At 62.2% G+C, this 24,199-nt stretch carries 20 protein-coding genes; 14 read left to right on the top strand and 6 right to left on the bottom strand.

Annotated features, from left to right (window positions below; all coding sequences use genetic code 11):
• From ACZM96_RS04350 to ACZM96_RS04340, 3 genes are all read right to left on the bottom strand, one after another.
• Nucleotides 1-672, bottom strand: a 672-nt coding sequence (locus ACZM96_RS04350) for a hypothetical protein (RefSeq protein WP_489487609.1), incomplete at its 3' end; no start/stop codon positions are given.
• A gap of 960 nt (nt 673-1,632) precedes the next feature.
• On the bottom strand, nt 1,633-2,244 hold the full coding sequence (locus ACZM96_RS04345) for a YitT family protein (RefSeq protein ID WP_489487607.1): 612 nt from the start codon (nt 2,242-2,244) through the stop codon (nt 1,633-1,635).
• Between the two features lie 414 nt (nt 2,245-2,658).
• On the bottom strand, nt 2,659-2,841 hold the full coding sequence (locus ACZM96_RS04340) for a hypothetical protein (RefSeq protein WP_489487606.1): 183 nt from the start codon (nt 2,839-2,841) through the stop codon (nt 2,659-2,661).
• A gap of 62 nt (nt 2,842-2,903) precedes the next feature.
• Here ACZM96_RS04340 and mfd point away from each other — a divergent pair, with 62 nt between their 5' ends.
• The 13 genes from mfd (at nt 2,904) to ACZM96_RS04275 (ending at nt 19,235) form a co-directional block, all read left to right on the top strand.
• Nucleotides 2,904-6,401, top strand: coding sequence for a transcription-repair coupling factor (gene mfd / locus ACZM96_RS04335; protein ID WP_489487604.1), 3,498 nt, complete (start codon nt 2,904-2,906; stop codon nt 6,399-6,401).
• 260 nt (nt 6,402-6,661) lie between these two features.
• On the top strand, nt 6,662-7,603 hold the full coding sequence (locus ACZM96_RS04330) for a SurA N-terminal domain-containing protein (protein WP_489487602.1): 942 nt from the start codon (nt 6,662-6,664) through the stop codon (nt 7,601-7,603).
• Nucleotides 7,604-7,611: 8 nt separating this feature from the next.
• The gene (locus tag ACZM96_RS04325) at nt 7,612-8,580 is read left to right on the top strand and encodes a helix-turn-helix domain-containing protein (RefSeq protein WP_489487600.1); all 969 of its coding nucleotides are present in this window, start codon (nt 7,612-7,614) and stop codon (nt 8,578-8,580) included.
• A 506-nt stretch (nt 8,581-9,086) separates the two neighbouring features.
• Nucleotides 9,087-9,833, top strand: a complete 747-nt coding sequence (gene recO, locus ACZM96_RS04320; protein WP_489487613.1) for a DNA repair protein RecO — start codon at nt 9,087-9,089, stop codon at nt 9,831-9,833.
• 93 nt (nt 9,834-9,926) lie between these two features.
• Entirely contained in the window at nt 9,927-10,799 is an 873-nt protein-coding gene (glyQ, locus tag ACZM96_RS04315) for a glycine--tRNA ligase subunit alpha (RefSeq protein WP_489487598.1), read from the top strand.
• A gap of 3 nt (nt 10,800-10,802) precedes the next feature.
• A complete protein-coding gene (gene glyS / locus ACZM96_RS04310; protein ID WP_489487596.1) occupies nt 10,803-12,899 on the top strand; it encodes a glycine--tRNA ligase subunit beta in 2,097 nt (698 codons plus the stop codon).
• 137 nt (nt 12,900-13,036) lie between these two features.
• Complete coding sequence (rpsT, locus tag ACZM96_RS04305) at nt 13,037-13,303, top strand: 30S ribosomal protein S20 (protein WP_294484661.1); 267 nt, start codon at nt 13,037-13,039, stop codon at nt 13,301-13,303.
• 428 nt (nt 13,304-13,731) lie between these two features.
• Nucleotides 13,732-14,424, top strand: coding sequence for a Crp/Fnr family transcriptional regulator (locus ACZM96_RS04300; RefSeq protein ID WP_489487594.1), 693 nt, complete (start codon nt 13,732-13,734; stop codon nt 14,422-14,424).
• Between the two features lies 1 nt (nt 14,425).
• Nucleotides 14,426-14,917 carry a flavodoxin family protein gene (locus tag ACZM96_RS04295; protein ID WP_489487592.1) on the top strand — a complete coding sequence of 164 codons (492 nt, stop codon included), beginning with the start codon at nt 14,426-14,428 and terminating at the stop codon, nt 14,915-14,917.
• 342 nt (nt 14,918-15,259) lie between these two features.
• The gene (uvrB, locus tag ACZM96_RS04290) at nt 15,260-17,350 is read left to right on the top strand and encodes an excinuclease ABC subunit UvrB (protein WP_489487590.1); all 2,091 of its coding nucleotides are present in this window, start codon (nt 15,260-15,262) and stop codon (nt 17,348-17,350) included.
• 106 nt (nt 17,351-17,456) lie between these two features.
• Nucleotides 17,457-18,212 carry an AzlC family ABC transporter permease gene (locus ACZM96_RS04285; protein WP_489487589.1) on the top strand — a complete coding sequence of 252 codons (756 nt, stop codon included), beginning with the start codon at nt 17,457-17,459 and terminating at the stop codon, nt 18,210-18,212.
• The gene (locus ACZM96_RS04280; RefSeq protein WP_489487587.1) at nt 18,205-18,510 is read left to right on the top strand and encodes an AzlD domain-containing protein; all 306 of its coding nucleotides are present in this window, start codon (nt 18,205-18,207) and stop codon (nt 18,508-18,510) included. The genes ACZM96_RS04285 and ACZM96_RS04280 overlap by 8 nt, the downstream gene beginning before the upstream one ends.
• A gap of 59 nt (nt 18,511-18,569) precedes the next feature.
• Entirely contained in the window at nt 18,570-19,235 is a 666-nt protein-coding gene (locus tag ACZM96_RS04275; protein WP_489487585.1) for a CatA-like O-acetyltransferase, read from the top strand.
• Nucleotides 19,236-19,326: 91 nt separating this feature from the next.
• Here the strand turns inward: ACZM96_RS04275 and ACZM96_RS04270 are convergent, their stop codons facing one another.
• Entirely contained in the window at nt 19,327-21,735 is a 2,409-nt protein-coding gene (locus ACZM96_RS04270) for a DUF2157 domain-containing protein (RefSeq protein WP_489487583.1), read from the bottom strand.
• Nucleotides 21,736-21,950: 215 nt separating this feature from the next.
• Between ACZM96_RS04270 and cfa the strand changes: the two genes are divergently transcribed.
• A complete protein-coding gene (cfa, locus tag ACZM96_RS04265; protein WP_489487582.1) occupies nt 21,951-23,099 on the top strand; it encodes a cyclopropane fatty acyl phospholipid synthase in 1,149 nt (382 codons plus the stop codon).
• A gap of 265 nt (nt 23,100-23,364) precedes the next feature.
• Here the strand turns inward: cfa and ACZM96_RS04260 are convergent, their stop codons facing one another.
• Complete coding sequence (locus ACZM96_RS04260; protein WP_489487580.1) at nt 23,365-23,760, bottom strand: secondary thiamine-phosphate synthase enzyme YjbQ; 396 nt, start codon at nt 23,758-23,760, stop codon at nt 23,365-23,367.
• Between the two features lie 2 nt (nt 23,761-23,762).
• Nucleotides 23,763-24,185, bottom strand: a complete 423-nt coding sequence (locus ACZM96_RS04255) for a Fur family transcriptional regulator (RefSeq protein ID WP_489487611.1) — start codon at nt 24,183-24,185, stop codon at nt 23,763-23,765.
• Nucleotides 24,186-24,199: the final 14 nt, after the last annotated feature.

Raw genomic sequence — 24,199 nt, 5'->3', positions numbered from 1 at the left:
GAACGCCACGATGGCCTGCACGAGCAGGGTGATGCGCCCCATGTGCGAAAGGCCGATGACCATGCCGCTGAAGATGACGCCCATCCAGTACAGCTGGGTCTGCATCCAGATGATGGCGGATTTTCTCATGAAGGGATCGTCCCATGCCATGCAGGGCGCGACGGCGGTGATGATGAGCATGATCCACAGGCAGACGCGCAAAGGCAGATAGAAGCGGCCGTAGCGCACGGCGGGATCGTCGGGTTCACCCATCTGCTTGAGCTGAGCGAAGACGGCGCCGAGAATGACGGTGCACAGCGGGAACAGAACCAGCGGAAACAGGCCGGACGTGGAGCCGACTTCGCCGGGAATGGCGGCCACGGCTTCGCTCATGACGCAGCATGCGCCGGCGAGCCAGGCAAGGAGTCCGCAGACGGAACACTTCATGGCCGACAGCGCGAAGACGAGGAGCAGCGCGCAGCCGATCTGGGCGGCCAGCATGACGCCTTTGCCCGCTCCGCCGAAGGCGACGAGCGAGGCTGCGACGGCAACGGCGGCGCTCACGGCCGACGACTGCCAGGTTCTCGCGCTGGGGGAGCTCCCATGATGGTCTTTCCACCAGGCGAAAAATGCCAGCCCCGTGCCGAGCTGCGAGAACACGGTGAAGAAAACAAGCGGCCAGTTCGTAATCATGGGAAACTCCTGCATGGGTGATGTATGCGCGCTGGATATGTAAAAAATCCGCTCTTCGCTCTTCGATAAAAATAATTTTTGCATGCTGCGTCAAGTCATTCTCTGACGAAAGATGGTCATACGAAGAAAATTCTGTATGAGCGGACGGAACAAGGACGAGAACTGACGTAAAACGGGCGAATGTTGTTTGAAGAGGCGGAATCTTTGAGAAAATATACAATAATGAAGGGAAGAAAGATGCTCAGAAGATGAAAGCAGGATGATGCTGAAAAGAGTGCTGTGTCTTTTGAAGAAGAGCCAGGAAGAGCGGGCCCCGGAATAGTGTTTGAGGTCGTCTTTGTACTAAAAAGAACATATCGATGCGCGGCTTTTCGATGCTGTTTCAGAGAAATTGGGGAAAAATACGGCGGATCGGGCGCCCGGCGGCATGCAACCGTGACGCGGCCGGGAACCTTTTACGGAATGTCGCGGAGAAAATGGGCCCGTTCGGAATCACTTGCAGTGACGGAACAATGACGGAGAGCGAAAACACGAACGTCGCCCGCAGATGGTGCGGAGGGCGATGCAGGGCGCGCTTGTGTTCCGCAGGCGGAGCGGAAGCGTTGCGGAGCTCTGACGGGATGGCGCCTTGCCGGGAAAGTTTGCGCGGGTGATTCGGCGCGAGGCGGCCCGGTCGGAAAAGACGCGGCCCGGCGCAACCGTGGAGAAAACGTGAATCCCGGCAGTTATGGAACTCGTTGGGGGCAGGCGCGGTCGTGGAGGGAAGCTTCTGCCGCTGCTGACCTGCACATATCCATGAAGTTTTCAGACGCGGATGCGAAAGGGCGGCGGCCCGGTCTGTTCCGGCGGTGTTTTCGCGCACAAGTCAGCGGCGAGGGCCGGGGGGAGAGGTTGGGGGAAGAGCGCGCCCGGAGTCCTGCTCCTCGGAACAGGGAGCCGGGCGCTTCTGATGAAGCACGATCAGGCCGTGGTTCTCTCTCCGGCCTGGAAGGACTGAACAAAGCCGATGATCTGTCCGGAAAGGATGACCGTCAGCAGTGAGTAGCCTATGCGTTCCAGGGGAATATAGGAAAGGGAGAGCAGCAGCACGATCAGGTCGCTCAGAAGATAGGGCCAGCGGATGTTCCAGCCCGTGACGTGTGAAATGCTCATGGCCAGGGCGTCGTCGCCGCCGGGAGCGCCTCCGGCCCGAACGCACAGCCCCACGCCTACGCCGACAAAGAGTGCTCCGAGCACGGAGGCCGTGAGCGGCATGTCGGCGAGCTGGGGCCACAGGGGCGGAAAGAGTTCAAAGAGGGCGTAGAAGAGGGAAAATCCTCCGCCGGCCACGAGGGAATAGAGCACAAAGCCGCCGCCCATGAGCTTCCAGCCCAGCAGGTAGCAGGCGGCGTTCATGACGAGACCGGACCAGGCGGGAGAAATGTGGAACCAGTAATGCAGCAGCAGCGTTGCGCCCAGAATGCCGCCCTCCGTGACGCCGGAAAGCGCGTGGATGTTGTAAAGGCCGAAGGACAGAATGGCGCTGCCTGCGAGATTGAGCAGGCACAGCCTGGGAGAAAGGGAAAGAGACACGGTATGCTCCTGTGTTTCGGATGTGCGGAAGCCGCTTCAGCGGGAAGCGGAGCTGTGCGGCGAAGAAGCCGTGACCGGGAAGATCCGGGAGTCCGAAAGCGCACGCGCATGTCGCGTCGGCGGGAGGCAGAGAGCGGAAACGGGGCGGAAAATGACGGCGCGCACCGAAAGAGCGGGCAGGGCCGCAGCAACGAGCCCCGCAAGGGCGGGCTTCGGAACCAGACCGAAGGGCTGATTCCTAGAGATGGCTGCGCCAGTGCCGTTCGGCGATGGTGGCGAAGAAGATGCGGGCAAGTATCCGTCGAGTATGCATGGAAAGAGGATAGCCGAGTCTCAGAGGGAAGGCAAGCCGGGGCGGAAAATATCGGGCAAGGTGGGGAGCGCGGACGCGAAAGGATGCGGCGCGCTTTGCCGTCAGACGGCGGCGTGGGCGGAAATCAGGCCCGGACGGCCGCCCTGTGGGCCCGGTTCAGCAAGGTTGCAGGCGCGGGTGGAGATGCGCTCCGGCGCGGGAACCTGGGCCGGGGCGACGAGGGGAGCGTTCGGGCAAAGTCTCACGGCGTCGTTCTTGCGCATGGCGCGGCTTGCTGATATCACCGAAAGAGCACGCTCCCTTTTCGGGAGATTTTTTATTTTTTCTATCATATCGCTTGTTACTCATGGATAAAGAATCGCTGCTCCGTAGAATGGAAGAGAGCGCCGGTCTCACGGTGTGCCGTGCCGGGTCGGCCTCGCTGGCCCGTCTGGCGGTGGAAGCGGTGCGGGCCGGACGTCATGCGGCCATAGCCGTGCGCAGCCGGGACGCGCTTGCCGTCATGCGTGGTCTGACCACGCTGTTTACTCCCGAACTTTCCGTGGGACGCGCCGGCTCGTCCGACACCTCGGCCCGCGGTCAGGCGGAACGTCCGCTCTGGGAGAGGCCGTGGGTGTTTCTGCCGCCGTTCAGTCAGCGTTCGCTCAGCCGTGAGGGCTGGGCGGAAAGGCTGGCGGTGCTGTACGCCCTGCGGTCGGGAACGGCGAAGGGCGTGGTGTTTACGGCGGACAACCTGATTCCCGCGCTGCCGCCGCTGGATTTTCTGGACAGTCGCGTCATGACCGTGCGACGCGGGGAGGACATTGCGCCCGAGCTTCTCATGGAGCAGCTCGTGGAATGGGGCTATCAGCGCGTGCCCATGGTGGCGCACGCGGGCGACATGGCTCGGCGCGGCGATATTCTGGACGTGCTGCCTCCGGGCTATGAAAAGCCTCTGCGCCTGGAATTTTTCGGCGACACGGTGGACGAAATGCGCGTGTTCGACTTTGTCACGCAGCGATCCGTGGGCCAGCTTGAGGAAGTGACGCTTCTGCCCGTGACGGCGCTCGGCAGCGGCGAGGCGTGGAAAAAAGGGGTGCGCGCGTTCTGGAAGGAGCGGGCGCGGGCGGAAGTGCTGAGCGAGCGTTCGCGCAATTCGCTCGAACACGCGCTGGAGCAGGACGACATGCGTCTTCTGCCGGGCAGCGTGCATGCCTCGGCCACGTTCCTCGACGACTGGTTTGCGCCGGACGCCATGTGCTTTCTGCCCGGACGATGCGAGCTGCGCGACGATCTGGAAGAAGCGGAACGCCGGTGGCGGGAAGACCTCCGCGTGCAGTCGGAGGAAACGAGCCTGATACAGCCGGCGCACATGGACGTGCGCGACGCCGACCTTGCGGAAAAGGCGCTGGAGAGTCGTCCGAGGCTGTATGCGGAGCCGCTCACCATGGGTTCCGAGGCGTCGGGCGAGGATCTTCTGGAGCGCAGTCTGCACAGTTTTGCCGAGCTCTTTCCGGGGCGCACGGAGCAGGATCGGCCGTGGCAGCAGCTTTCGGCCGGACTCAGAAAGTGGACGTCTTCGCACAGGCAGGTGGTGCTGGCCTTTGCGTCCGAGCGCGGACGGCGCAAGTTTCTTAAGCTGGCGGAGCAGGACGGCCTGCTGCCGAATCTCCGCTACGATCCGGAGGGGCGCGGACTTTACGCCGTGGTGGCTCCGTACCGGCAGGGCGCGGAGCTTGTGTGGGACGACTGCCTTGTGCTCGGCGAGGAGATTTTGCAGCCCAAGGCGGAAAGTTCGCATCGCGTGGCGTCGGGGGCGTTCCGCGGACTGGACAGGTACGACGATCTGCGCGTGGGCGATCTTCTGGTGCATCGGGATTACGGCGTGGGACGCTTCGGCGGCCTGCATCGCATGAGCCCCGGCGGAACCGGCGTGGACAACGATTATCTGCTGCTGGAATACGCCGAGGGCGCGAAGCTGTATCTGCCGGTGGATCGTCTTTCCGTGGTGCAGAAGTTCAAGGCCGACGGTCCGCCGCCCGCGCTGGACAAGCTGGGCGGCACGGCCTGGACGAGCAGCAGGGAAAAGGCGCGCAAGGCCGTGGAAAAGGTGGCCGCGGACCTCATGCAGATGTACGCGTGGCGCAAGGTGGCCAAGGGCTTTTCCTATTCGCCGGTGGGCGAGATGTATCACGAGTTCGAGGCGACGTTCGGCTTTGAGGAGACGCCCGATCAGGCCCGCGCCATTCAGGAAGTGTTCGCGGACATGGACAAGCCCGTGCCCATGGACAGGCTGGTGTGCGGCGACGTGGGCTTCGGCAAGACGGAAGTGGCGCTTCGCGCGGCCTTCCGCGCGGCCTGCGACGGGCGACAGGTGGCGCTTCTGTGCCCCACCACCGTGCTTGCGGAACAGCATTATCAGACGTTCCGCTCGCGCATGGCGGGCTTTCCCATCAACGTGGGGCTGCTCAGCCGCTTCGTGCCCCGGGCCAAGCAGACGGAAACGCTGAAGGCCGCGGCGCGCGGTCAGATAGACATTCTCATAGGCACGCACCGGCTGCTTTCCAAGGACGTGCAGCTGCCCAATCTCGGCCTGCTCATTCTCGACGAGGAACAGCGATTCGGCGTGCGGCACAAGGAAAAGCTGAAGGAGCTCAGGAAGAACGTGGACGCGCTCACGCTGACGGCCACGCCCATTCCGCGCACGCTTCAGCTTTCCATGTCGGGCATACGCGAGCTTTCCGTGCTGGAAACCGCGCCCGCTGAACGCAAGCCCGTGGCCACGGCCATCATCGACCGGGATCGCGGCGCGCTCAGGCAGGTCATGGAGCGGGAGCTCGCCCGTCAGGGGCAGGTGTTTTTCGTTCACAACCGCGTGCAGACGCTGCCGCAGACGGCGGCCATGGTGAAGGAACTCGTGCCGGACGCCCGCGTGGGCATGGCGCACGGTCAGATGGCGGAAAAGGAACTCGAAGACACCATGCACAAGTTCTGGCACGGCGAGCTCGACGTGCTGGTGTGTACGGCCATTGTGGAATCGGGGCTGGACTTTCCCCGGGCGAACACGCTCATCGTGGATCAGGCGCAGATGTTCGGTCTCGGACAGCTCTATCAGCTGCGCGGCAGGGTGGGGCGCTCCGACAGACAGGCCTATGCGGTGTTCGTGGTGTCGGATGTGGAACATCTGCCGAGTCTGGCCCGCGAGCGTCTGCGCATCATTCTGGAAATGGACTATCTCGGCGCGGGCTTTCAGGTGGCCATGGAGGATCTGCGTCTGCGCGGAGCGGGAAACATTCTCGGCGAAGCGCAGTCCGGGCACATGGCCCGCGTGGGACTCGATCTGTACCTGGAAATGCTGGAAGACGCCGTGGCCAGGCTCAAGGGCGAAGAGGAGCTGCTGCGCACGGAAACGGAAATCAATCTCGGCATACCGGCGCACATTCCCGATTCGTACATCGAGGACGCGCACGAGCGGCTCAAGTACTACAAGATGCTCTCTTCCGCCACGGACGCGGCGGCCAGGGAATCCGTGGAAATGGAGATACGCGACCGGTTCGGCCCGTTCCCCGAGGCGCTGGAAACCTTCCTTGCTGTGCTGGCGTTCAAGGGCAGGGTGAACGAGCTCGGCGTGGCCCGGGCCGATCTTCTGCCCGACCGCGTCCGCGTCACCTGGGCGGACGGTCAGAAGAAGGTGCAGCCGGAAGCCATCGTGCGTCTTGTCATGGCGCACAGGGACCGCATTCACCTTCAGCCTCCGGCGACGCTGGAGCTCTCGCTCGGCCGGGAGGGCGGCATGGCCCGCAGGCTGGACGAGGCCGGAGAGCTGCTCGGAACGCTGCTTGCGGGCGGCGAAGGGCAGGCGTGAGCGCCGGGGCGGCCGGTTCGCCTGCCGGGCGGAAGCCGCGATTTCTGCTGCGAAGTGCGCAGGGCGCGCTTTTGAGAAAATAACGCGCCGCCCTGCGCTGTCTCTGCGGCGAAGGCAGGCAGGATTGCCAGCAAAGACGGCCGATTGCGCGTTGTGTCCGGAGGGCGTTCTGCGGAGAAAATTGCTGCCGCAGAACGTTGCCAGTGCTGAAAAAACAGGCTATAAACAACCGACATAACGAACATCAGGAGTGTGCTGTCTTGCGTACCCTTTTCATATCTCTGGCATGTGCGGCTTCTCTTCTTTCCGCACAGCCGGTGTTTGCGGTTCCCGTTTCCCGCATTGCCGCGGTGGTCAACGGCGACATGATTACCGTTCGCGAGCTCGACAAGGCTCTTCAGTCCGAACTGATCGCCCAGAAGCTCGATCCTGCCAAGAATCCCCAGATGGCGGCCGAAGTCCGCAAGGCCGTTCTCGACAAGATGATCAACGACAAGATTCTGCTTCAGGAGGCGGAAAAGGAAAAGATCGACGTCTCCGACGCCGATGTGGACGCCGCCCTCGACAGAATCATCAAGGACAGTCAGCTTTCCCGCGACGTCTTTTTCAAGCAGCTGGAAAAGGAAGGCGTGACTGAAAAGGTATTCCGCGACAGGCTGTACGTGCAGCTCGTGTCGCAGCGGCTCATGAGCCGCAACGTGGTGAGCAAGGTGGTCGTGACGGAAGATGAAATCAACGACTACTACCGCAAGAACATGGCCGGATTCGCGTCCGGTCGCGCGCGGGTGGCCATGCTCGTCTATCCCGTGGACGTCGATGCGGACAAATGGGCCGCGGACATCGCGTCGGGCAAGATTTCCTTCCGCGACGCGGTGCGCGCCGTGTCCATAGGCCCGAACCCGCAGGACGGCGGCGACCTCGGCTTCATGAATCTTTCCGACATGGCCCCCGGCATGATGGAACAGATTTCCATGATGAAGAAGGGCGACGTTTCCCCCGTGCTTTCCATGAACGCCAACAAGGCGCAAATTGCTCTGCTTGACTTTGAAGAGGCGGAGAACGTGGATCACAGCAGCGCTGTGCCCGATCCGCAGACCGCCATGCGCATTGAACAGATTCTGCGCCGTCCTCGTCTTCAGGAGCGTTTTCAGCAGTACACCGCGCAGCTCCGCGACAAGGCGCTCGTCGACATCCGTAAATGAGGCGCACCATGACTCTGGCAGAACTGGGAGCAAGGCTCCGCGAGGCCCGCGAGGGCCGCAATATGACTGTGGCCGACGTTGCTGATCGTCTCAAGATTCCTACCCGTATTCTTCAGGGCATAGAAGACGGTTCGGACAACGTGCCCCGCACCGTGTACGTGCATCATTTTATCAAGGAATACGCGCTTCTGCTGGGCTTTGCCCAGGACGAGGTGACGGAATGGCTTCACGGACTGGAAGGCTTTGAAAACATTTCCCGTCCCGTGATTGCCGAAAACACCACCTACACTTCGGTGAAGCCCAGCCTGCTGCCGGTCATTGTCGGCGGCGTGCTCAAAATCGTGCTGGTGATCGCTCTCGCCAGCGGGGCCTACATGGCCTATCTGCACTTCTTTGCCGCGCGCGACTACGAAAAGACGACGACAACCGGCGAGCAGGCCGCCCCGGCCGCGCCCATGCCCACCTGGGGCACGTCTGCACCTGCGCCCGTGCCTGCAGCTCCGGCTCCTGTCGCCCAGCCTGCGGCCCCCGTGCAGCAGTCGGGCGAAGCGGCCGCCGAGACCCAGCCTGAACCCGCCCCCGCCGCGGAGAGCGCCGCGCCCGTGCAGGCCACGCAGCCTGCGCCGTCCACGCAGATTCTCCAGTCCGATGCTCCCGCCGTGACGCAGGGAAGCGCGGTTTCCGACGCGCCCGCCGATCCTGCGGCCGACGCCCGGCCCGTGGCGCTGCCCGAGGGCATGCATCAGGTGGAAGTGGTGGCCGACTCCGGCGACTGCTGGATGGGCTTTGAACCGGACGGCAAGAAGCAGCAGCGCACGCTCCGCAAGGGCGATACGTTTTCCATGACCTTCCGGGATACTCTGGTCATCCGTCTGGGCAACGCCCGGGCGGTGCGCGTGAGCTACGACGGCAAGGAGCTGGATCGCTCCACCTCGCCGCGCGTGGTGACCATGAGCTTCCCTCCCGCTGCGGAGTAGGGGAAGGCCGGAAACTTCTGAATGCAATGCGGCTGCGCGGTTTTTGGGCGCGCGGCCCGCGTTTGAACTGTGTTTGACGGAAAGGGAGCGGCGAAACGGGCGGTCTGCCCGGCGACGAGCTCCTTTTTCCGTTGCTGAGGCCGGAAAGAAGGCCAAAGAGGCGGAAGCGCCGTGCTTTCGCCTGCGGTTTTTCGGCGGCTCGCCGGGAAAATATTGCGGTGCGGCGCGACTCGCGAAGATGGTGTTTTTTTCCGCGTCGGGCGGGAAAAGACGTATCGGGCGGGGCGCAGCGTGCGGACTGGCGCGACGTGCCCGGCCGGCGCGAGGTCGGAATGGTTCGGCCTGAACCTGCCGCAAAGCCGTTGCGCTGCGGCGGCAGCTCGGCCGCGTTGCTTCTGGAAAAACGAGCCTGCCGCAGGCGGGTCGCGACGTTGCAGGGCGCTGCCGCGCACCGGAAACCGGAGCGCCCGGCACGGCTCTTGGTTCGGTTCGGGAATGTTGCCATGCTGCAGTGGACTGATGACGCGCTGGTGCTTCGCGTCGGAAAGTTTCGGGAAGTCGATCTCTGGGTTCGTCTTCTGGCCCGGGAAAAGGGGCTGGTGACGGCCTTTGCCTTCGGCGGCAGCAGAAGCAGACGGCGTTTTACCGGCTGCCTCGACGCGTTCAATCTCATCAGGGTCAGCGCGGGCTACTCCCGGGACGGGCGTTTTCTCAACATGAGCGAAGCCACGCTTCTGGCCGGGCCCGAACGTCTGCGCCGCGACTGGCGCAGGCAGGGCATGGCCGCCAACTGCGTGCGCTTCATGGAGGCCATGGGCGTTCCGCCGGACAACGCCGGGGCGAGCTTTTCGCTCATGCGCGGCATGCTGGAGCTTCTTGAAAAGGAGGACGACGTGCCTGCCGTCATGCCGGTGCTGTTCCGTTTCCGGCTGGCGTCGGAGCAGGGCTACGCGCCGCAGCTGCATGTCTGCGCGCGCTGCGGACGCCCGCTTGAGGCCGAACCCGACGTGCATTTTCTGGTGGGGGAGGGCGAAGTGTGCTGCTCATCCTGCCGGCGTCCGGGCGACATGAGTCTTGTTCTGGGGCAGGAAGCTCTTGACGTACTGGGTAAAGTGAAGGAATACTCACCGGAGTCATGGGGCAGGCTGCACCCTTCGCCGGAAGGCGCAAGGCAGGCCGCGCGCCTTATCGACGCTTTTGTGCGATATCATCTCGGACTTGAATGGGGTAACGGCCGGTTCAGGTCCATTTAGCGGCGCGGCACGGGCAAACGGGGATTTTTCCGCGCGCCTTCGCGCATGGGAAGCAAGGCCAATGGCTCCATTGGCGAACTTCAGGAGAACTACATGAACTTTCAGAATGTTATTCTGACCTTGCAGGATTACTCGGCCAGACAGGGCTGCGCCGTGGTGCAGCCGGTGGATCTGGAATGCGGTGCGGGCACGTTCAACCCCTCCACGTTCCTGCGCGTTATCGGACCCGAACCCTGGAAGGCCGCCTATGTGGAGCCTTCGCGTCGTCCCACCGACGGCCGTTACGGCGACAACCCCAACCGTCTGCAGCACTATTTTCAGTTCCAGGTCATCATGAAGCCTGCGCCTGCCGATCCGCAGCAGCTGTATCTCGACAGCCTGAAGGCTCTCGGCATCGATCCGGCCGTGCACGACATCCGCTTCGTGGAAGACGACTGGGAATCCCCCACGCTCGGCGCCTGGGGCCTCGGCTGGGAAGTGTGGCTCAACGGCATGGAAGTGTCGCAGTTCACCTATTTTCAGCAGGTGGGCGGCATCGATCTTTCTCCGGCCAGCGTGGAACTCACCTACGGCCTTGAGCGCCTGACCATGTATCTGCAGGGCGTGGAGTCGGTGTACGACATCAAGTGGAACGACTCCATCACCTACGGCGACGTGTATCATCAGAATGAATACGAGCAGTCCTGCTACAACTTCGATCAGAGCGATGCTGACATGCTGCTGCGGCATTTCAACGACTACGAAAAGGAATGCCTGCGCCTCATCGACGTGAAGCTGCCTCTGCCCGCCTACGACTACTGCCTGAAGTGCTCTCATACGTTCAACCTGCTGGACGCCCGCGGAGCCATTTCCATCACGGAACGCGCCGGGTACATCGCCCGCGTGCGCACGCTGGCTTCCGGCGTGGCCCATCTCTATGCCGCCCAGCGCGAAGCCATGGGATATCCCATGCTGAAGAAGGGGTAATCCATGAGTCATTTTGTTCTTGAAATAGGCGTGGAAGAACTGCCCGCCCGTTTTCTTGCCTCCCTTGAACGCGAACTGCACGACCGCTTCGCCGCCCTGTTCGGAGAACACGGCCTCACGTTCGATTCCCTTACCGTGAACACCACGCCCCGTCGCGCCGTGGTGCATGCCCGCGGTCTGCTTTCCTCCACGCCCGTGCGCGAGGAAGTGGCCCTCGGCCCGTCCGTGAAGGCCGCCTACGACGCCGAAGGCAATCCCACCAAGGCCGCCCTCGGCTTTGCCCGCGGTCAGGGCGTGGACGTGTCCGCGCTGTTCCGCCAGGAAACGCCCAAGGGCGAATACGTGGCCGTGAGAAAGACCGTGGGCGGCGTGTCGGCTTCTTCCATCATTGCCGAGTCCGCGCCTTCCATCATTGCTTCTCTTCCCTTTGCCAAGCGCATGCACTGGAGCCCCAGTCATTTTCTGTTTGCCCGTCCTCTGCGCTGGGTGGTGGCTCTCATGGACTGCGACGTCATTCCCTTCACCGTGGCGGACGTGCAGTCCGGCCGCATGACCACCGGTCATCGCGTCCACGGCCGCGGACCCTTTGAAGTGGCCTGCGCCGACGACTTCGACAGGGTGATGGCCGAAAAGTGCGGCGTGGTTCTTTCCGGTGCCGCCCGTCGCAAGATTGTTGTGGACGGCGGCAACGAGCTGGCCCGCAAGGTCGGCGGACACATTCTGTGGAAGGAAAGTCTGCTCGACGAAGTGCAGGGCCTGTGCGAACATCCCGAGCCCATTCTCGGCGATTTTGATCCTTCCTTCCTCGAACTGCCTTCCGTGGTGCTGCTCACCAGCATGGAAACGCATCAGAAGAGCTTCGGCGTGGCCGGAGAGGACGGCAGGCTTCTGCCGCACTTCCTCACCGTGGCCAACCTGACCTCCCGCGAGCCCGAGGTGGTGAAGAAGGGCTGGGAGCGCGTGCTGCGCGCCCGTCTTGAAGACGCCCGCTTCTACTGGAACACCGACATGAAGGCCTCCTTCGACGTGTGGAAGGAAAAGCTGGATCACGTCATCTTCCTCGGACCTCTCGGTTCCATGGGCGACAAGTGCCGTCGTCTTTCCGAGCTGTGCCGCTGGCTGGCGGAACAGCCCGGCGTGAAGCGCGCGGCCGAGGTGAATCCCGAATCCGCCGCCGTGGCCGGCCGCTGCGCCAAGGCCGATCTCGTTTCTCAGATGGTGGGCGAGTTCGACACCCTGCAGGGCATCATGGGCGGCATTTACGGACACAAGATGGGCCTTGATCCCGTTGCCGCCGACGCCATTGCCGAGCAGTATCTGCCCGCCGGTCCCGACACCCCCGTGCCTTCCACCGATCTCGGCGCGCTGCTGTCCATGGCCGACAAGGCCGACACCCTCGTGGGCTGCTTCGGCCTCGGCAACATTCCCACCGGCGCGGCCGACCCCTTTGCGCTTCGCCGCTGCGCGCTGGGCATTGCCCGCATTCTCATTGAAAAGGGCTACCGTCTTCCCGTGGAAGAGTTCTTTGCCAAGGCTCAGTCGCTCTACAGCGACGGCATCCGCTGGAAGCTGGAAAAGCCGGAAGCGCTGGCCAAGCTCAACGACTTCTTTGCGGGCCGCGTGAAGAATTACTTCCTCACGCAGGGCAACGACACCCTGCTCGTGGAAGCGGTGATGAACGCCGGATGCAGCGACGTGTGGGCCGCCTCCCGCCGTCTGGCCGCTCTGGTGACCGAAAGCGCCAAGCCCGGCTTTGCCGACAACGCCCAGACCTTCAAGCGCGTGGCCAACATTCTGCGCAAGCAGGGCGCGGGAGTCACGGGCGAGTACTGCCGCGAACTCCTTGCGGAAGAGCCGGAAACGGCGCTTGCCGACGCCCTCGACGCCATGACCGCCCGCTTCGACGAGCTGTGGGCGCAGGACCGTTTCGACGAGCTTCTTGCGCTCATGGACGGCGTGCGTCCTACGGTGGACGCCTTCTTCAACGGCGTCATGGTCATGGCGGAAGACGAAAATGTGCGCGCCAACCGACTGAATCTGTTGCAGGTTCTTCTTTCCCGTATGGGCAGACTCGCCGATTTCTCGGCCCTGCAGATGTAGGAGTTGCGCCTCCCCTTGACAGAAAGCGTCAAGGCGCATAAGAATAATCGTTCTGGCAATAACGGGCGGCGTCTGTCTGCCGCCCGACAACGTATCGCATCACACCCCGACAGGGGTCATCATTCTGGAGGATTCCCGTGGCCAATCATGCTTCCGCCATCAAGCGCCAAAAGCAGAGTGTCAAGCGCAACGCCCGTAACCGCGCCGCCCGTACCCGCATCAAGAACGTGGTGAAGGCCGTGCGCGCCGCTATTCAGAAGAACGACAAGGTCGCCGCTGAAGAAGCTCTGAAGACCGCTACTTCCACTGTTTCCAAGATCGCCGGCAAGGGCATCATTCATTGGAAGAACGCTTCCCGCAAGGTTTCCCGCCTTGCCAAGGCCGTCAACGCTCTCGACGCCTAAGTTTCGTTTTTTCAGAAAACGCCGAAAGGGAGAAGGTTTGTGCTTTCTCCCTTTCGGCGTTTTGTTTTTTTTCTGACTGCCTGCGGACGCCCCCCCCTCGAGCCGCCGGAAACGTCCGTCTTTTTTCATCTGCCGTTTCCTTCCTCATCTGCAACTGGTTCGGCGCCTTGCCGCTGCCGATGGTCGTCAGCGTTTGTTTCGCTCCTGCTGCGGAAGTTTTGCGCAATCCGCGTTTTTTTGAGCTCTTTTCCGCAGGCGCTTTTTTCGTCGCTCTCAGGCCTTGCCGACGTTTTCATTGAATGTGACTGCGGTCATGGCTGAAACAGGAAAAATCTTCTATGCTTGGCTCCTTGCGGAGGAGAATGCCGACTGCGCGTGCAGGGCCCTTCTCATTCCGGTATGTCCTATTCATCTTTCAGGAGTGAACTATGGCGGAGACTGGAGATGCTTCCCGCGACATGCGGGAACGGCTGAGCGCGTGTTTTCCCGAACTTCTTGCCGGGGACACGGAGAGACTTGCCTCCGCCACGAGGCTTTCTTCCTACGCGAAAGGAGAGTGGATCTGCGTTGAGGGAGACGCCGTTCCCGTGACGTTCTGGCTGCTTTCCGGCCACGTGGGCCTTCTCAAGGGCTCCGCGGCGGGCAAGAACACCGTGCTGCACGTTGTGCGTCCGGGGCATTTTCTGGATCTCTACGGCGTGTTCGGCGGCGGCATCTCCTTCATTTCCGCCCACGCGCTCACGCCCTGCGTGGTGCTCGCCATGGAAAACCGGGTGCTTGGCGCGCTGCTTTCGGAAAACATAGGCCTTGCCCAGCGCGTCATGCGGGCGCTTGCCATGCGTCAGCGCATGTTCATCAACAAGATAGCCGTGTCGCAGGGCAAGATTTCGGTGCGCCGCCGCGTGGCGGGCTGGCTTCTGCACAAGGCCCGCGTGGACAAGACCTCCGTGCTTGAGGACGTCATGACCCGCGAGGTGCTGGCCGGACTGCTCGGCCTGTCCCGCGAAAGTCTCAGCCGGCAGCTGAGCCGCTTCGTGCAGGAAGGCCTCATCCGGCTGGAGCGCAGAACCATAGTCATTGAGAATGAAGAGGCGCTGCGCCGCTGTCTCATGGAAAACTGATATGCGCGTCTGCATTGTTTACTCTTCCCGCACGGGCAACACCCGCTCCGTGGGGGAATATCTTTCCGGGCGTCTTGCCCTGCCGCTGTATTCCGTGGAAAACGCTCCGCGCTCCGGCTACGACGCGCTGGTGCTCGGCTTCTGGACCTGGCGCGGCGGCCCCGACGAGGCCATGCGCGCCTTCATGGAAACCCTGCACGGGCAGAACGTGTTTTTTTTCGGCACCATGGCCGCCTTTCCCGATTCGCCCCATGCCGGGCGCTGCGCCAGACGCGCGCAAGCGCTGCTGGAGAGCCGGGACTGCCGGGTGCTCGGTCATTTTTTCTGTCAGGGACGTCTTGATCCGCAGGTGCTTGAGAGAAGCACGCATCCGCGCACGCCCGAACGCATGGCCCGTCTGAACGAGGCGGCAAGGCATCCGAACTCGCAGGACTTCCGGCTTGCGGAAGAGAGCGTGCGGCGCGCGCTCCTGCGTCTCGGGCAGGCGGCCTGACGGAAGACGTTCCGAATTTCGGCGCTCGAAACGGGGCCGCGCGGGCACGATGCGTCGGAGCTTCGCGCTGAAGCCGCAGAGTCGAGGAGGCTCGCTGCGCCGAACTGCCGGGCCTGCCGCCACAGGGGAGTGAGGCCGAAACGCTGCACTCGTGTCTTACGCGCCTGCGCAAAGGCGTTTCGGTTTTGCAGGCGGCAGGCTTCCGGCTCGGATGCCTCTTCAGCCTTGCGGCGCAAATCTGCCCCTTGAAAAAATCCCCTGTTCGGGCACAATGTGCCTCGCGCTGGAAACGCGACGAGGTCCGTTTCCGTCTTTCTTTTTTCGTGCAGCGAGTCAGGGGACATGTCCGAACAGCTTTTTCAGCTTCATTCTTCCTTTGCGCCCACCGGGGATCAGCCCGCCGCCATCGACGAACTTGTCGCCAACCTGAACGCGGGCATACGCGATCAGGTGCTTCTCGGCGTTACCGGTTCCGGCAAGACGTTCACCATGGCCAACGTCATTGCCCGCACCAACCGTCCGGCGCTCATTCTTGCCCACAACAAGACGCTCGCCGCCCAGCTCTACGGCGAGTTCCGCGCGCTTTTTCCCAAAAACGCGGTGGAATATTTCGTTTCCTATTACGACTACTATCAGCCCGAAGCCTACGTGCCGTCTTCCGACACCTACATCGAGAAGGATTCGGCCATCAACGACAACATCGACAAGCTCAGACACGCCGCCACCCACGCGCTTCTCACGCGGCGCGACGTCATCATCGTGGCCTCGGTGTCGTGCATCTACGGCCTCGGTTCGCCGGAATATTACGCCAGACTCATCATTCCCGTGGAAGAGGGACAAAACGTCTCCATGGAAAGCATCATCAGCCGTCTGGTGGACATTCAGTACACGCGCAACGACTATGACTTCCACCGCGGGACCTTCCGCGTGCGCGGCGACGTGTTGGAGATCATTCCGGCCTACGAAGACGAAAAGGCCCTGCACATCGAATTCTTCGGCGACGAAATCGACGCCGTGCGCGAGATCGATCCGCTCACCGGCGAGGTGCTGGGACGCATTTCCAAAACGGTCATCTATCCGGCGAGCCATTACGTTTCCGACCGGGACAACCTCGTGCGCGCCATGAGCGACATCCGCGACGAGCTTAGGGAACGTCTCGTGCAGTTCAAGGAAGGCGGCAAGCTCCTGGAAGCCCAGCGGCTTGAGCAGCGCACCCAGCTCGATCTGGAAATGATGGAGGAACTCGGCTACTGCAACGGCATTGAAAACTATTCCCGCCACCTCGACGGGCGCGCGCCGGGTGAGCCGCCGTCCACGCTGCTGGATTACTTTCCCAAGGATTTTCTGCTGTTCGTGGACGAATCGCACATGAGCATTCCGCAGGTGGGAGCCATGTTCAAGGGCGACCGCTCGCGCAAGAACACGCTGGTGGACTACGGTTTCCGTCTGCCTTCGGCGCTGGACAACCGTCCGTTGCAGTTTGCTGAATTCGAGCAGCGCATAGGGCAGAGCATTTTTGTTTCCGCCACGCCCGGACGCTGGGAACTGGACCGCAGCGCGGGACTCGTGGTGGAACAGGTCATCCGTCCCACGGGGCTTTTGGATCCGCCGGTGGAAATCCGCCCGGTCAAGGGGCAGATGGACGATCTGCTCGGCGAGTGCAAGGCGCGCGCGGCAAGAGGCGAGCGCGTGCTCGTCACCACCCTCACCAAGCGCATGGCCGAAGACCTCACCGAGTATTTCAACGACATGGGCGTGTCTTCGCGCTATCTGCATTCGGACATCGACACGCTGGAGCGCATCGCCATCATCAAGGCGCTGCGCGCCGGAGAATTCGACGTGCTCATCGGCATCAATCTGCTGCGCGAGGGCCTCGATATTCCCGAAGTGTCGCTGGTGGCCATTCTGGACGCGGACAAGGAAGGTTTTCTGCGTTCCACGGGCGCGCTCATCCAGACCTTCGGCCGCGCCGCGCGCAATGCCGACGGCCGCGTCATTCTCTACGCCGACAAGGTGACGCCGTCCATGCAGGCCGCCATGAGCGAGACGGAGCGCCGTCGCAGCAGGCAGATCGCCTACAACGAAGAGCACGGCATTGTTCCGCGCACCGTCATCAAGGCGCTGGAAAATCCGCTGGACAATCTGTACGGCAAGGATGAGGATGGCGCGACGAAAAAGGGTCGGGGCGGCAAGAGCGCCGACAAGAAGGGCAAGGGCGGCAAGACCGGAAAGGGACGCAAGGCTCAGGCGGCCGCGGAAGAGACTCCGCATTCTCCGGCAGATATCGCAAAGCTCATCGAGGAGCTGGAAAAGGCCATGCGCGCGGCGGCCAGAGAGCTGGAGTTCGAGCGCGCGGCCGAGCTGCGCGACCGGGCCCGCGCCCTGCGCGAGAGACTCTACGTCAGCGGAGAAGAGGAAGAAGGGCAGAACTGAACGCCGTTCTGCGCCGAAGAACATATCCTGGTTTTCCGGGAACCGGGCCGCATCCGCGCGCCCTGCCAACGCACAGCGCATCTTGCGCTCGGGGGATTATCATTCCATGGCGGAACACAAAAAGAATTTTTTCAGCGGCATGCACGACGGCATTCCCATCGCGCTGGGCTATTTTGCCGTGTCGTTCACGCTGGGCATAGCCTGCCGCAACATCGGACTTTCGGCCTTTGACTCCACGCTGATGAGCTTCACCAATCTGACGTCGGCCGGGGAATTCGCCGCGCTCGGCATCATGGCCGCGGGCTCTTCCTTCTGGGAAATGGCGCTCTCGCAGTTCGTCATCAATCTGCGCTACATGCTCATGTCCTGCTCGCTCTCGCAGAAAATGGCTCCCGAAACGCCCATGTATCACCGGCTGCTCGTGGGCTACGGCGTGACCGACGAAATCTTCGGCATTTCCGTGAACGTGCCGGGCAGGCTCGATCCCTTCTATGTGTACGGCGCGGTGAGCATCGCTTCTCCGGCCTGGGCGCTCGGCACGCTGTTCGGCGTCGTGCTCGGCAATGTGCTGCCTTCGCGCATCGTGGTGGCGCTCAGCGTGGCGCTGTACGGCATGTTCATCGCCATCATCGTGCCCCCGGCCCGCAAGGATCGTCTGCTCGGCATGCTCATTCTCGCGTCCATGGCCCTGAGCTGGATTTTCGCCCGTCTGCCCCTGTTCAGCGGCATTTCCGGCGGCATGAAGATCATCATTCTCACGGTGCTCGTTTCCGGCGCAGCGGCCTTCCTCTTCCCCGTGGACAGAGGTCTCGCAGGCGACGGCCCGAAAGACGACGGCAGAAGCGGAGGCGATCATGCGTGACACCCTTATTTACATTGCCGTGATGGCGCTCGTGACCTATCTCATCCGTGTGCTTCCCCTCACGCTCATCCGGCGCGAGGTGCACAACGTCACCATTCGTTCGTTCCTCTATTATATTCCCTACGTCACCTTGTCTGTCATGACGTTTCCGGCCATACTGGATTCCACGGGCAGTCCGATTTCCGGCTTTGCCGGTCTTGCGGCGGCCGTGGCGCTGGCCTGGTTCGGCGCCAGTCTGTTCAGCGTGGCGGTGGCGGCCTGCGTGCTTGTCTTTGTGGTGGAGCTGTTCGTCTGCTGAGTTCGGCTGCCCGCAGATCACAGTCCGGCGATAAGGTCCGTTGCCGGAACGGAGGGATTATGGGCGAAGCCGTCTTTCATGTCGTCAATCGCGAGACATGGGTCAGAAGAGCGTATTTCGACTACTATTTCAAGACCATCAAGTGCCGCTACAATCTCGGGGCCGATCTCGACATAACGAATCTTCAGAGGTTCAGGCGCGAGAGGGGGCTGAAGTTTTTCCCCGTCATGCTGTACGTCGTCATGCGTGCCGTGAACGCGCATGAGGAATTCCGCATGGCCTTCAACGAGCGGCATGAGCTCGGCTTCTGGGAGGAACTGTGCCCCTGCTACACGCTCTTTCACCCGGAAACGGAAACCTTTACCGACATCTGGAGCGAATACTCCGGGGATTTTTCCCGCTTTTACGCCACGGTGACGGAAGACATGGAGCGCTACCGCCACGTGACGGGCAGGATCAAGGCGCGCGACGGGCAGCCGCCCAACATCTGCCCCGTATCCAACGTGCCGTGGCTGACCTTCACGCATTTTGCGCAGGATTCCTACGCCGAAAGCGAATTCTTTTCGCCGCTCATCAAGTTCGGCAAGTATGAGCAGCGCGGCGAAAAGCTCGTCATTCCGGTGTCGGTTTCCGTCAGTCACGCCGTGGCCGACGGCTATCACACCTGCCGTCTCATCAACGAGATGCAGGACATGGCGCGAAATCCGGAGGCGTTTTTGTCCTGAGCTGCGGGCGGCAACGGCCGCGCGGCCAAAGTCCGCCGTTTTCGGGCGTCATGCGCGTCTTCATCCTTTCATGGGATGGGGACGCGTTTTTTTATCTTTTCGGGGGATGAATGAGCTGGCCCTTGTCGTCGGCAAGGCCCTGAAGAAGAATGCGGTTCTTTTTGTCGAAGAGCAGCACGGCGAAGGCGGCGTCTTCATAGTATATGCCGAGATCCCCTTCAAAATGCCAGCGGCGCGGCAGGCGGAGTCGATGGTCGCCGAACGCCGTTTTTTCCACGGTGAGGGCGGGCCCGGCAACAAAGCTGCAGTCCGTTCCTTCCAGAAAGCCGTCCGGCAGAGGACTCGCGGTTCCGTGTGCGTCAATTTCGAGCGGCAGACAGCCGGGGCCGATCGGACCTTGCGGCAGACAGCAGTCTGCCTCGTAGTGGAGATCCATGGAGTCGTCGAGCATGAAGATCTGTCTGTCCTGCGGTTTGAGCGGAAGCAGCACGGGTGTTCCTTCGTGAAGCAGATGCAGTCTGTCCCAGATGAAGGCGGAAAAAAACAGGGTCAGAACTGCGGCGCACAGGGCAAAGGGCAGAGCCTGCCGCAGAAGGGGAGCGTTCGGGATGTCGGAAGCATGGGAACTGCGGGAGAAGGCGTGATTTTTGTGTTCCATCCAGAGTCCGGCGAGAAGCAGGCAGAGACCGGGAACCCCCAGAGACAGGATTTTGGAGCGGAAGGAGAAGGCCGGCACGTAGTACAGCACGATGTTGTTTATGATGAGGGCCAGAGCTCCGAAGAGAAGCATGGTTCTGTCGATGGGAGAAGGGGCGTTGTTTTCCTCGGCGCGGGGCCACGGTCTGAGTCCGCCCACGCCTGCGGCAAGAAGGTTCAGGGCAACAAGATTTTCCAGCGTGCACAGATGCCACAGCGCCAGAAGAACGAAGGCGGATGCTGCAAGTTCCGCAGGCCGGGGACGGACGGGGCTTGAAGAAGGCAGACGACGCAGGAGCATGACGCCCAGATTGAGGGCGGCAAGAGTGATGGCGATTTTTTCTTCCGGGCTGTGGAAGTTAGTGAGAAGGGGCAAGATGAAGGAAAAGGATGAAGAGAAGAGGGGCAGCGCGACGAGGCAGGCGAAGGCGGCGGGGCGCAGAAAGTTGCGGGGAAACCGGCCGAACGCGGCTGCGACGAGCGGAAGAAAGCAGAAGAAAAACAGGGGAAGTGTGAGCGTGGTGTGCGCGGCGGCAATCAGCGGAACGAAAATAATGGTGGAGGCAAGCGCCCAGAACACGGCGGAGAAGCGCAGCGGCGCGTAGTCCAGAACGAGATAGAGCGCGACGGCCGTTGCCCAGACGACGGGCAGTACGATGGAGGGCGGATACTCGTCGAGCAGGCCGATGTGAAGGCAGAACGTGCCGCCGGTGACGAGCACGGCGCCGAACACGGCGAAAAAGACGCTTTTTCTGCGAAGTTTCCACAGCAGCACGCCGCCCGGGGTATAGACAAGTCCGGCAAGGAGAAGCGTGCTGGTGAAGTCGGCGCAGGAGAAGAAGACCGTTGTTGCAATCAGCAGGGAAAGAGCGGCGGCAAAGCCTCCAAAAAGAGCGGGGGCATGGGTGAGGGCAAGATGGAGACGCGGATGTTTGGTCCGCTGCGGAAACTTCGGCAGGGCGAAGACCAGAAAAAATGTGCAGGCGATGTTTGTAAGCAGAAACAGGGCGGCCTTGTCCGTGGCGGGAAGAGGCTCCAGCAGGCGGAACAGGGCGGCGTTCAGCAGCACGACGCCGCACAGAGCGAGTTCGCAGAGCGCGAGGGCGTGGCGGCTGCGCAGGGCTGCCGTGAGCACTGCGGCCAGTGCAAGCGGCCCGGCAACGAGCTCCGGCAGAGCGGCGTGATACTCAAGAGGCAGAAAGAGTATGCAGAACGTGCATAGAGCCGTGCTTTCCGCCAGCAGCAGGGTGAGCGGCAGGGCAAGCCAGGCGTTCAGGCCGTGAGGGCGGCGAAGCCATGAAGGCGGCAGCAGCGCCGCAACGCAGGCCGTTGCAGCTACCAGAAGCAGCTGCAAAAGGTGCGAGGTGCAGGAGTTGCGCCAGAGCTCCAGAACAGGCTCGGAGCAGACGGCCGCGGAAAGCAGCAGGACGAGAAGATTCCAGAGCGGAGCGCGGCGGCGCAGCAGAAAAAGCGGCGCCGTGCTTGCCGCCCAGATCAGGCAGAAGTCCCGGAAAGTGGCGCCGCTTTGGAAGGTCTGTCCGAAAACGATCCAGAATATGCCTGTGAAGATTGCGGTGGCGAACAGGGCCGTGGATGCGGCTGCTTCATGCCGTTTTCGTTCAGCGATCAGGGCAAGGATCAGGCAGAGGGCGATGCCGGCGCCGGCCAGGGCAAATTTTGCGGCGGCCGGCACCGCGTGCCAGTACCGTGAGAAAACATAGACGGCGGAGGTCAGCGTGAGCGCAACGCCTGCGGCAAGGATAGTCAGGCCGAAAAGGCGCGAGGGAGAGGAGAGCGTGGACATGGCGGCTCCGTCCGACGTGCGGAAAGAAGGGCACGGCTGAGAGGGATGACTGCAGCGATTGAAGCACGATTGCGGCCGCAAAGGCAAGAGCAGCAGGCGGACGGCGGGTGTGCCGCGCGCAAGGGGCCTTGAGGTTAGCATTTTTCCCGAAACGTCGTTCTATCATGGAGAAAGGCCTGTCTTTTCGCTACGGTGCGGGAAAAAAGGAGAATTTCATGCAGGCACGGGACATTGTGCAGAAGCTGGCCGAAAAGGCCGATATCCGCATCAACGGCGACAGGCCGTGGGACATTCAGGTTCACAACGACGAGCTGTACGCAAGAGTGCTCAAACAGGGCACGCTGGGGCTCGGCGAAGCCTACATGGACGGCTGGTGGGACTGCGAGGAAATGGACGCCATGTTCTGCCGCGCGCTGCGGGCCCGCCTGGAGCAGGCGTTTTCGCGCAACATGCCGTACTGGCTCACGGAGGCGGCGCACGCGCTGTTCAATCTGCAGAGTCGCGCCCGGGCGTTCATGGTGGCCCGCGCGCATTACGACACCGATCCCGCGCTTTTTCGGGCCATGCTCGGACCGACCATGCAGTACAGCTGCGGCCGCTGGGAAGACGTGGAGAAGACGGGGGCGGAAGGTCTCGACGAAGCGGAACGGAACAAGATGGAAATGATCTGCCGCAAGCTGGCGCTGGAACCCGGCATGACGGTGCTCGACATAGGATGCGGCTGGGGCACGCTTGCGCTGCACATGGCCGAGGAGCACGGCGTGCAGGTGACGGGCATCACCGTGTCGCGCGAGCAGCTCGCCTTTGCGCAGGACAAGGCCGCCTCTTCCGGCGCGGACGTGGAATATCGCCTCATGGACTACCGCAGCCTGCGGGGCACCTGGGACAGAGTGGTGTCCGTGGGCATGTTTGAGCATGTGGGCAGGCGCAACTATCGGGAGTTTATGGACATTGCCCGAAACTGCCTGAAGCACGACGGCCTTTTTCTTTTGCACAGCATAGGCAGCAACGGCGCGCTCGGGGCGGGCGCTGGCGCGGATCCGTGGCTGACGCACTATATTTTTCCCAACGGCATTCTGCCTTCGCCCTCCACGCTGGTGGACGCGCTGGAGCGGGACTTCATTCTTGAGGACTGGCAGAATTTCGGCGTGGACTACGACAAGACGCTCATGGCCTGGTATGAGAACTTCGAGCGCGGATTCCGTTCGGGGGTGTTTTCCTGCACGGAGCGTCAGCGCCGCATGTATCATTATTATCTGCTGTCCTGCGCCGGAGCGTTCCGCGCACGAAGCATTCAGCTCTGGCAGCTGGTGCTGAGCCCCGAAGGATTGCCGGGAGGCTACTGCCGAAAGACGCAGGGGTGATCTGCCCGTCGTCTTTTGCCGGAGCCTGTTTTGTGCGCGGAAAAGCGCGGGCAGACGAGGATCGGCGCGCCTTGCGGCGTGTCGAAGGCGGCAGACTCGGAAACGGGAAGAGCGCCTTTTCGTCAACGAAGGGGCGCTCTCCTTGTCCCAAAGACGCGCGGCTCAAAGATCGGAACATGGGGCCGGACGCTCGGCAGCGTCGCCTGGGCGAAGCCTTGTTTTCAGGCTGCGACGCGTCGGCGAAAGAGAGAAGCGGGGATCGGCGTCAGGCGGGGAGCCATTTCAGCCAGAGCTTGCGCGTGCGGGGGCCGTCGCCCTCGAAAAGCCAGACGGCCTGCCAGGTGCCGAGCAGAAGTTCGCCGTTTTCCACGATGATCGTGACGGAAGAGCCGAAAAGACTGGCCTTGATGTGGGCGTCGGCATTGCCTTCGGCGTGGCGGAACATGCCGTTTTCCGGCACGCGGTCGTGGAAGAAGCGGGTCATGTCGAGGGCCACGTCGGGATCAAAGCCCTCGTTGATGGTCACGCCGCAGGTCGTGTGCGGGCAGAACACCACGAGCGCGCCGTCCTGCCAGCGATTTCTGCGCACGACTTCGCGCACTTCGTCGGTGACGTTCTTCATTTCTTCCCGCAGACGGGTGGAGAGGGAGATGGTTTCCATGACTACGCCTTGTTCCGGCAGTCGGCGCAGATGCCGTAGAGCACCATGTGATGCGAGGTAGGCACGAAGTCGTGTACCCGGCACACTTTTTCCTGAAGATTTTCGATGGCGTCGTTGACGAACTCTATTTTTTTACCGCACTTTTCGCACACCAGATGGTCATGATGATGCATGCCCACAGGTTCGTAGCGCACCATGCCTTCTTCAAAGTTGACGGCGGAAGCAAGACCGGCTTCGCAAAGCAGCTTGAGGGTACGGTACACCGTGACCTGACCGATGGTATTGTCCCGGGTGCGCACCAGGAGAAAGAGTTCCTCCATGGACACGTGATCGTTGGCCTGCAGAAAGGCCTCCAGTATCTTCAGGCGCTGCGGCGTGACTCGAAGGCCTTTTTGCTTGAGATAGTCGGAGAACGTGCGCTCCATTTCTGCAAGATGTT

The organism is Mailhella sp. (assembly GCF_057866825.1).
The sequence above is the reverse complement of the archived record's forward strand: the minus strand, read 5'-3'. Positions and strand labels throughout refer to the sequence as shown.

Excerpts from the sequence above, each read along its gene's own strand:
- ACZM96_RS04295 (WP_489487592.1), top strand. The coding sequence starts at position 14,426 with ATGCGCGTCTGCATTGTTTACTCTTCCCGCACGGGCAACACCCGCTCC.
- uvrB (WP_489487590.1), top strand. The coding sequence starts at position 15,260 with ATGTCCGAACAGCTTTTTCAGCTTCATTCTTCCTTTGCGCCCACCGGG.
- glyQ (WP_489487598.1), top strand. The coding sequence starts at position 9,927 with ATGAACTTTCAGAATGTTATTCTGACCTTGCAGGATTACTCGGCCAGA.
- cfa (WP_489487582.1), top strand. The coding sequence starts at position 21,951 with ATGCAGGCACGGGACATTGTGCAGAAGCTGGCCGAAAAGGCCGATATC.
- ACZM96_RS04270 (WP_489487583.1), bottom strand. The coding sequence starts at position 21,735 with ATGTCCACGCTCTCCTCTCCCTCGCGCCTTTTCGGCCTGACTATCCTT.
- ACZM96_RS04275 (WP_489487585.1), top strand. The coding sequence starts at position 18,570 with ATGGGCGAAGCCGTCTTTCATGTCGTCAATCGCGAGACATGGGTCAGA.
- ACZM96_RS04255 (WP_489487611.1), bottom strand. The coding sequence starts at position 24,185 with ATGGAGCGCACGTTCTCCGACTATCTCAAGCAAAAAGGCCTTCGAGTC.
- glyS (WP_489487596.1), top strand. The coding sequence starts at position 10,803 with ATGAGTCATTTTGTTCTTGAAATAGGCGTGGAAGAACTGCCCGCCCGT.
- ACZM96_RS04300 (WP_489487594.1), top strand. The coding sequence starts at position 13,732 with ATGGCGGAGACTGGAGATGCTTCCCGCGACATGCGGGAACGGCTGAGC.
- mfd (WP_489487604.1), top strand. The coding sequence starts at position 2,904 with ATGGATAAAGAATCGCTGCTCCGTAGAATGGAAGAGAGCGCCGGTCTC.
- ACZM96_RS04280 (WP_489487587.1), top strand. The coding sequence starts at position 18,205 with ATGCGTGACACCCTTATTTACATTGCCGTGATGGCGCTCGTGACCTAT.
- ACZM96_RS04260 (WP_489487580.1), bottom strand. The coding sequence starts at position 23,760 with ATGGAAACCATCTCCCTCTCCACCCGTCTGCGGGAAGAAATGAAGAAC.
- ACZM96_RS04325 (WP_489487600.1), top strand. The coding sequence starts at position 7,612 with ATGACTCTGGCAGAACTGGGAGCAAGGCTCCGCGAGGCCCGCGAGGGC.
- ACZM96_RS04285 (WP_489487589.1), top strand. The coding sequence starts at position 17,457 with ATGGCGGAACACAAAAAGAATTTTTTCAGCGGCATGCACGACGGCATT.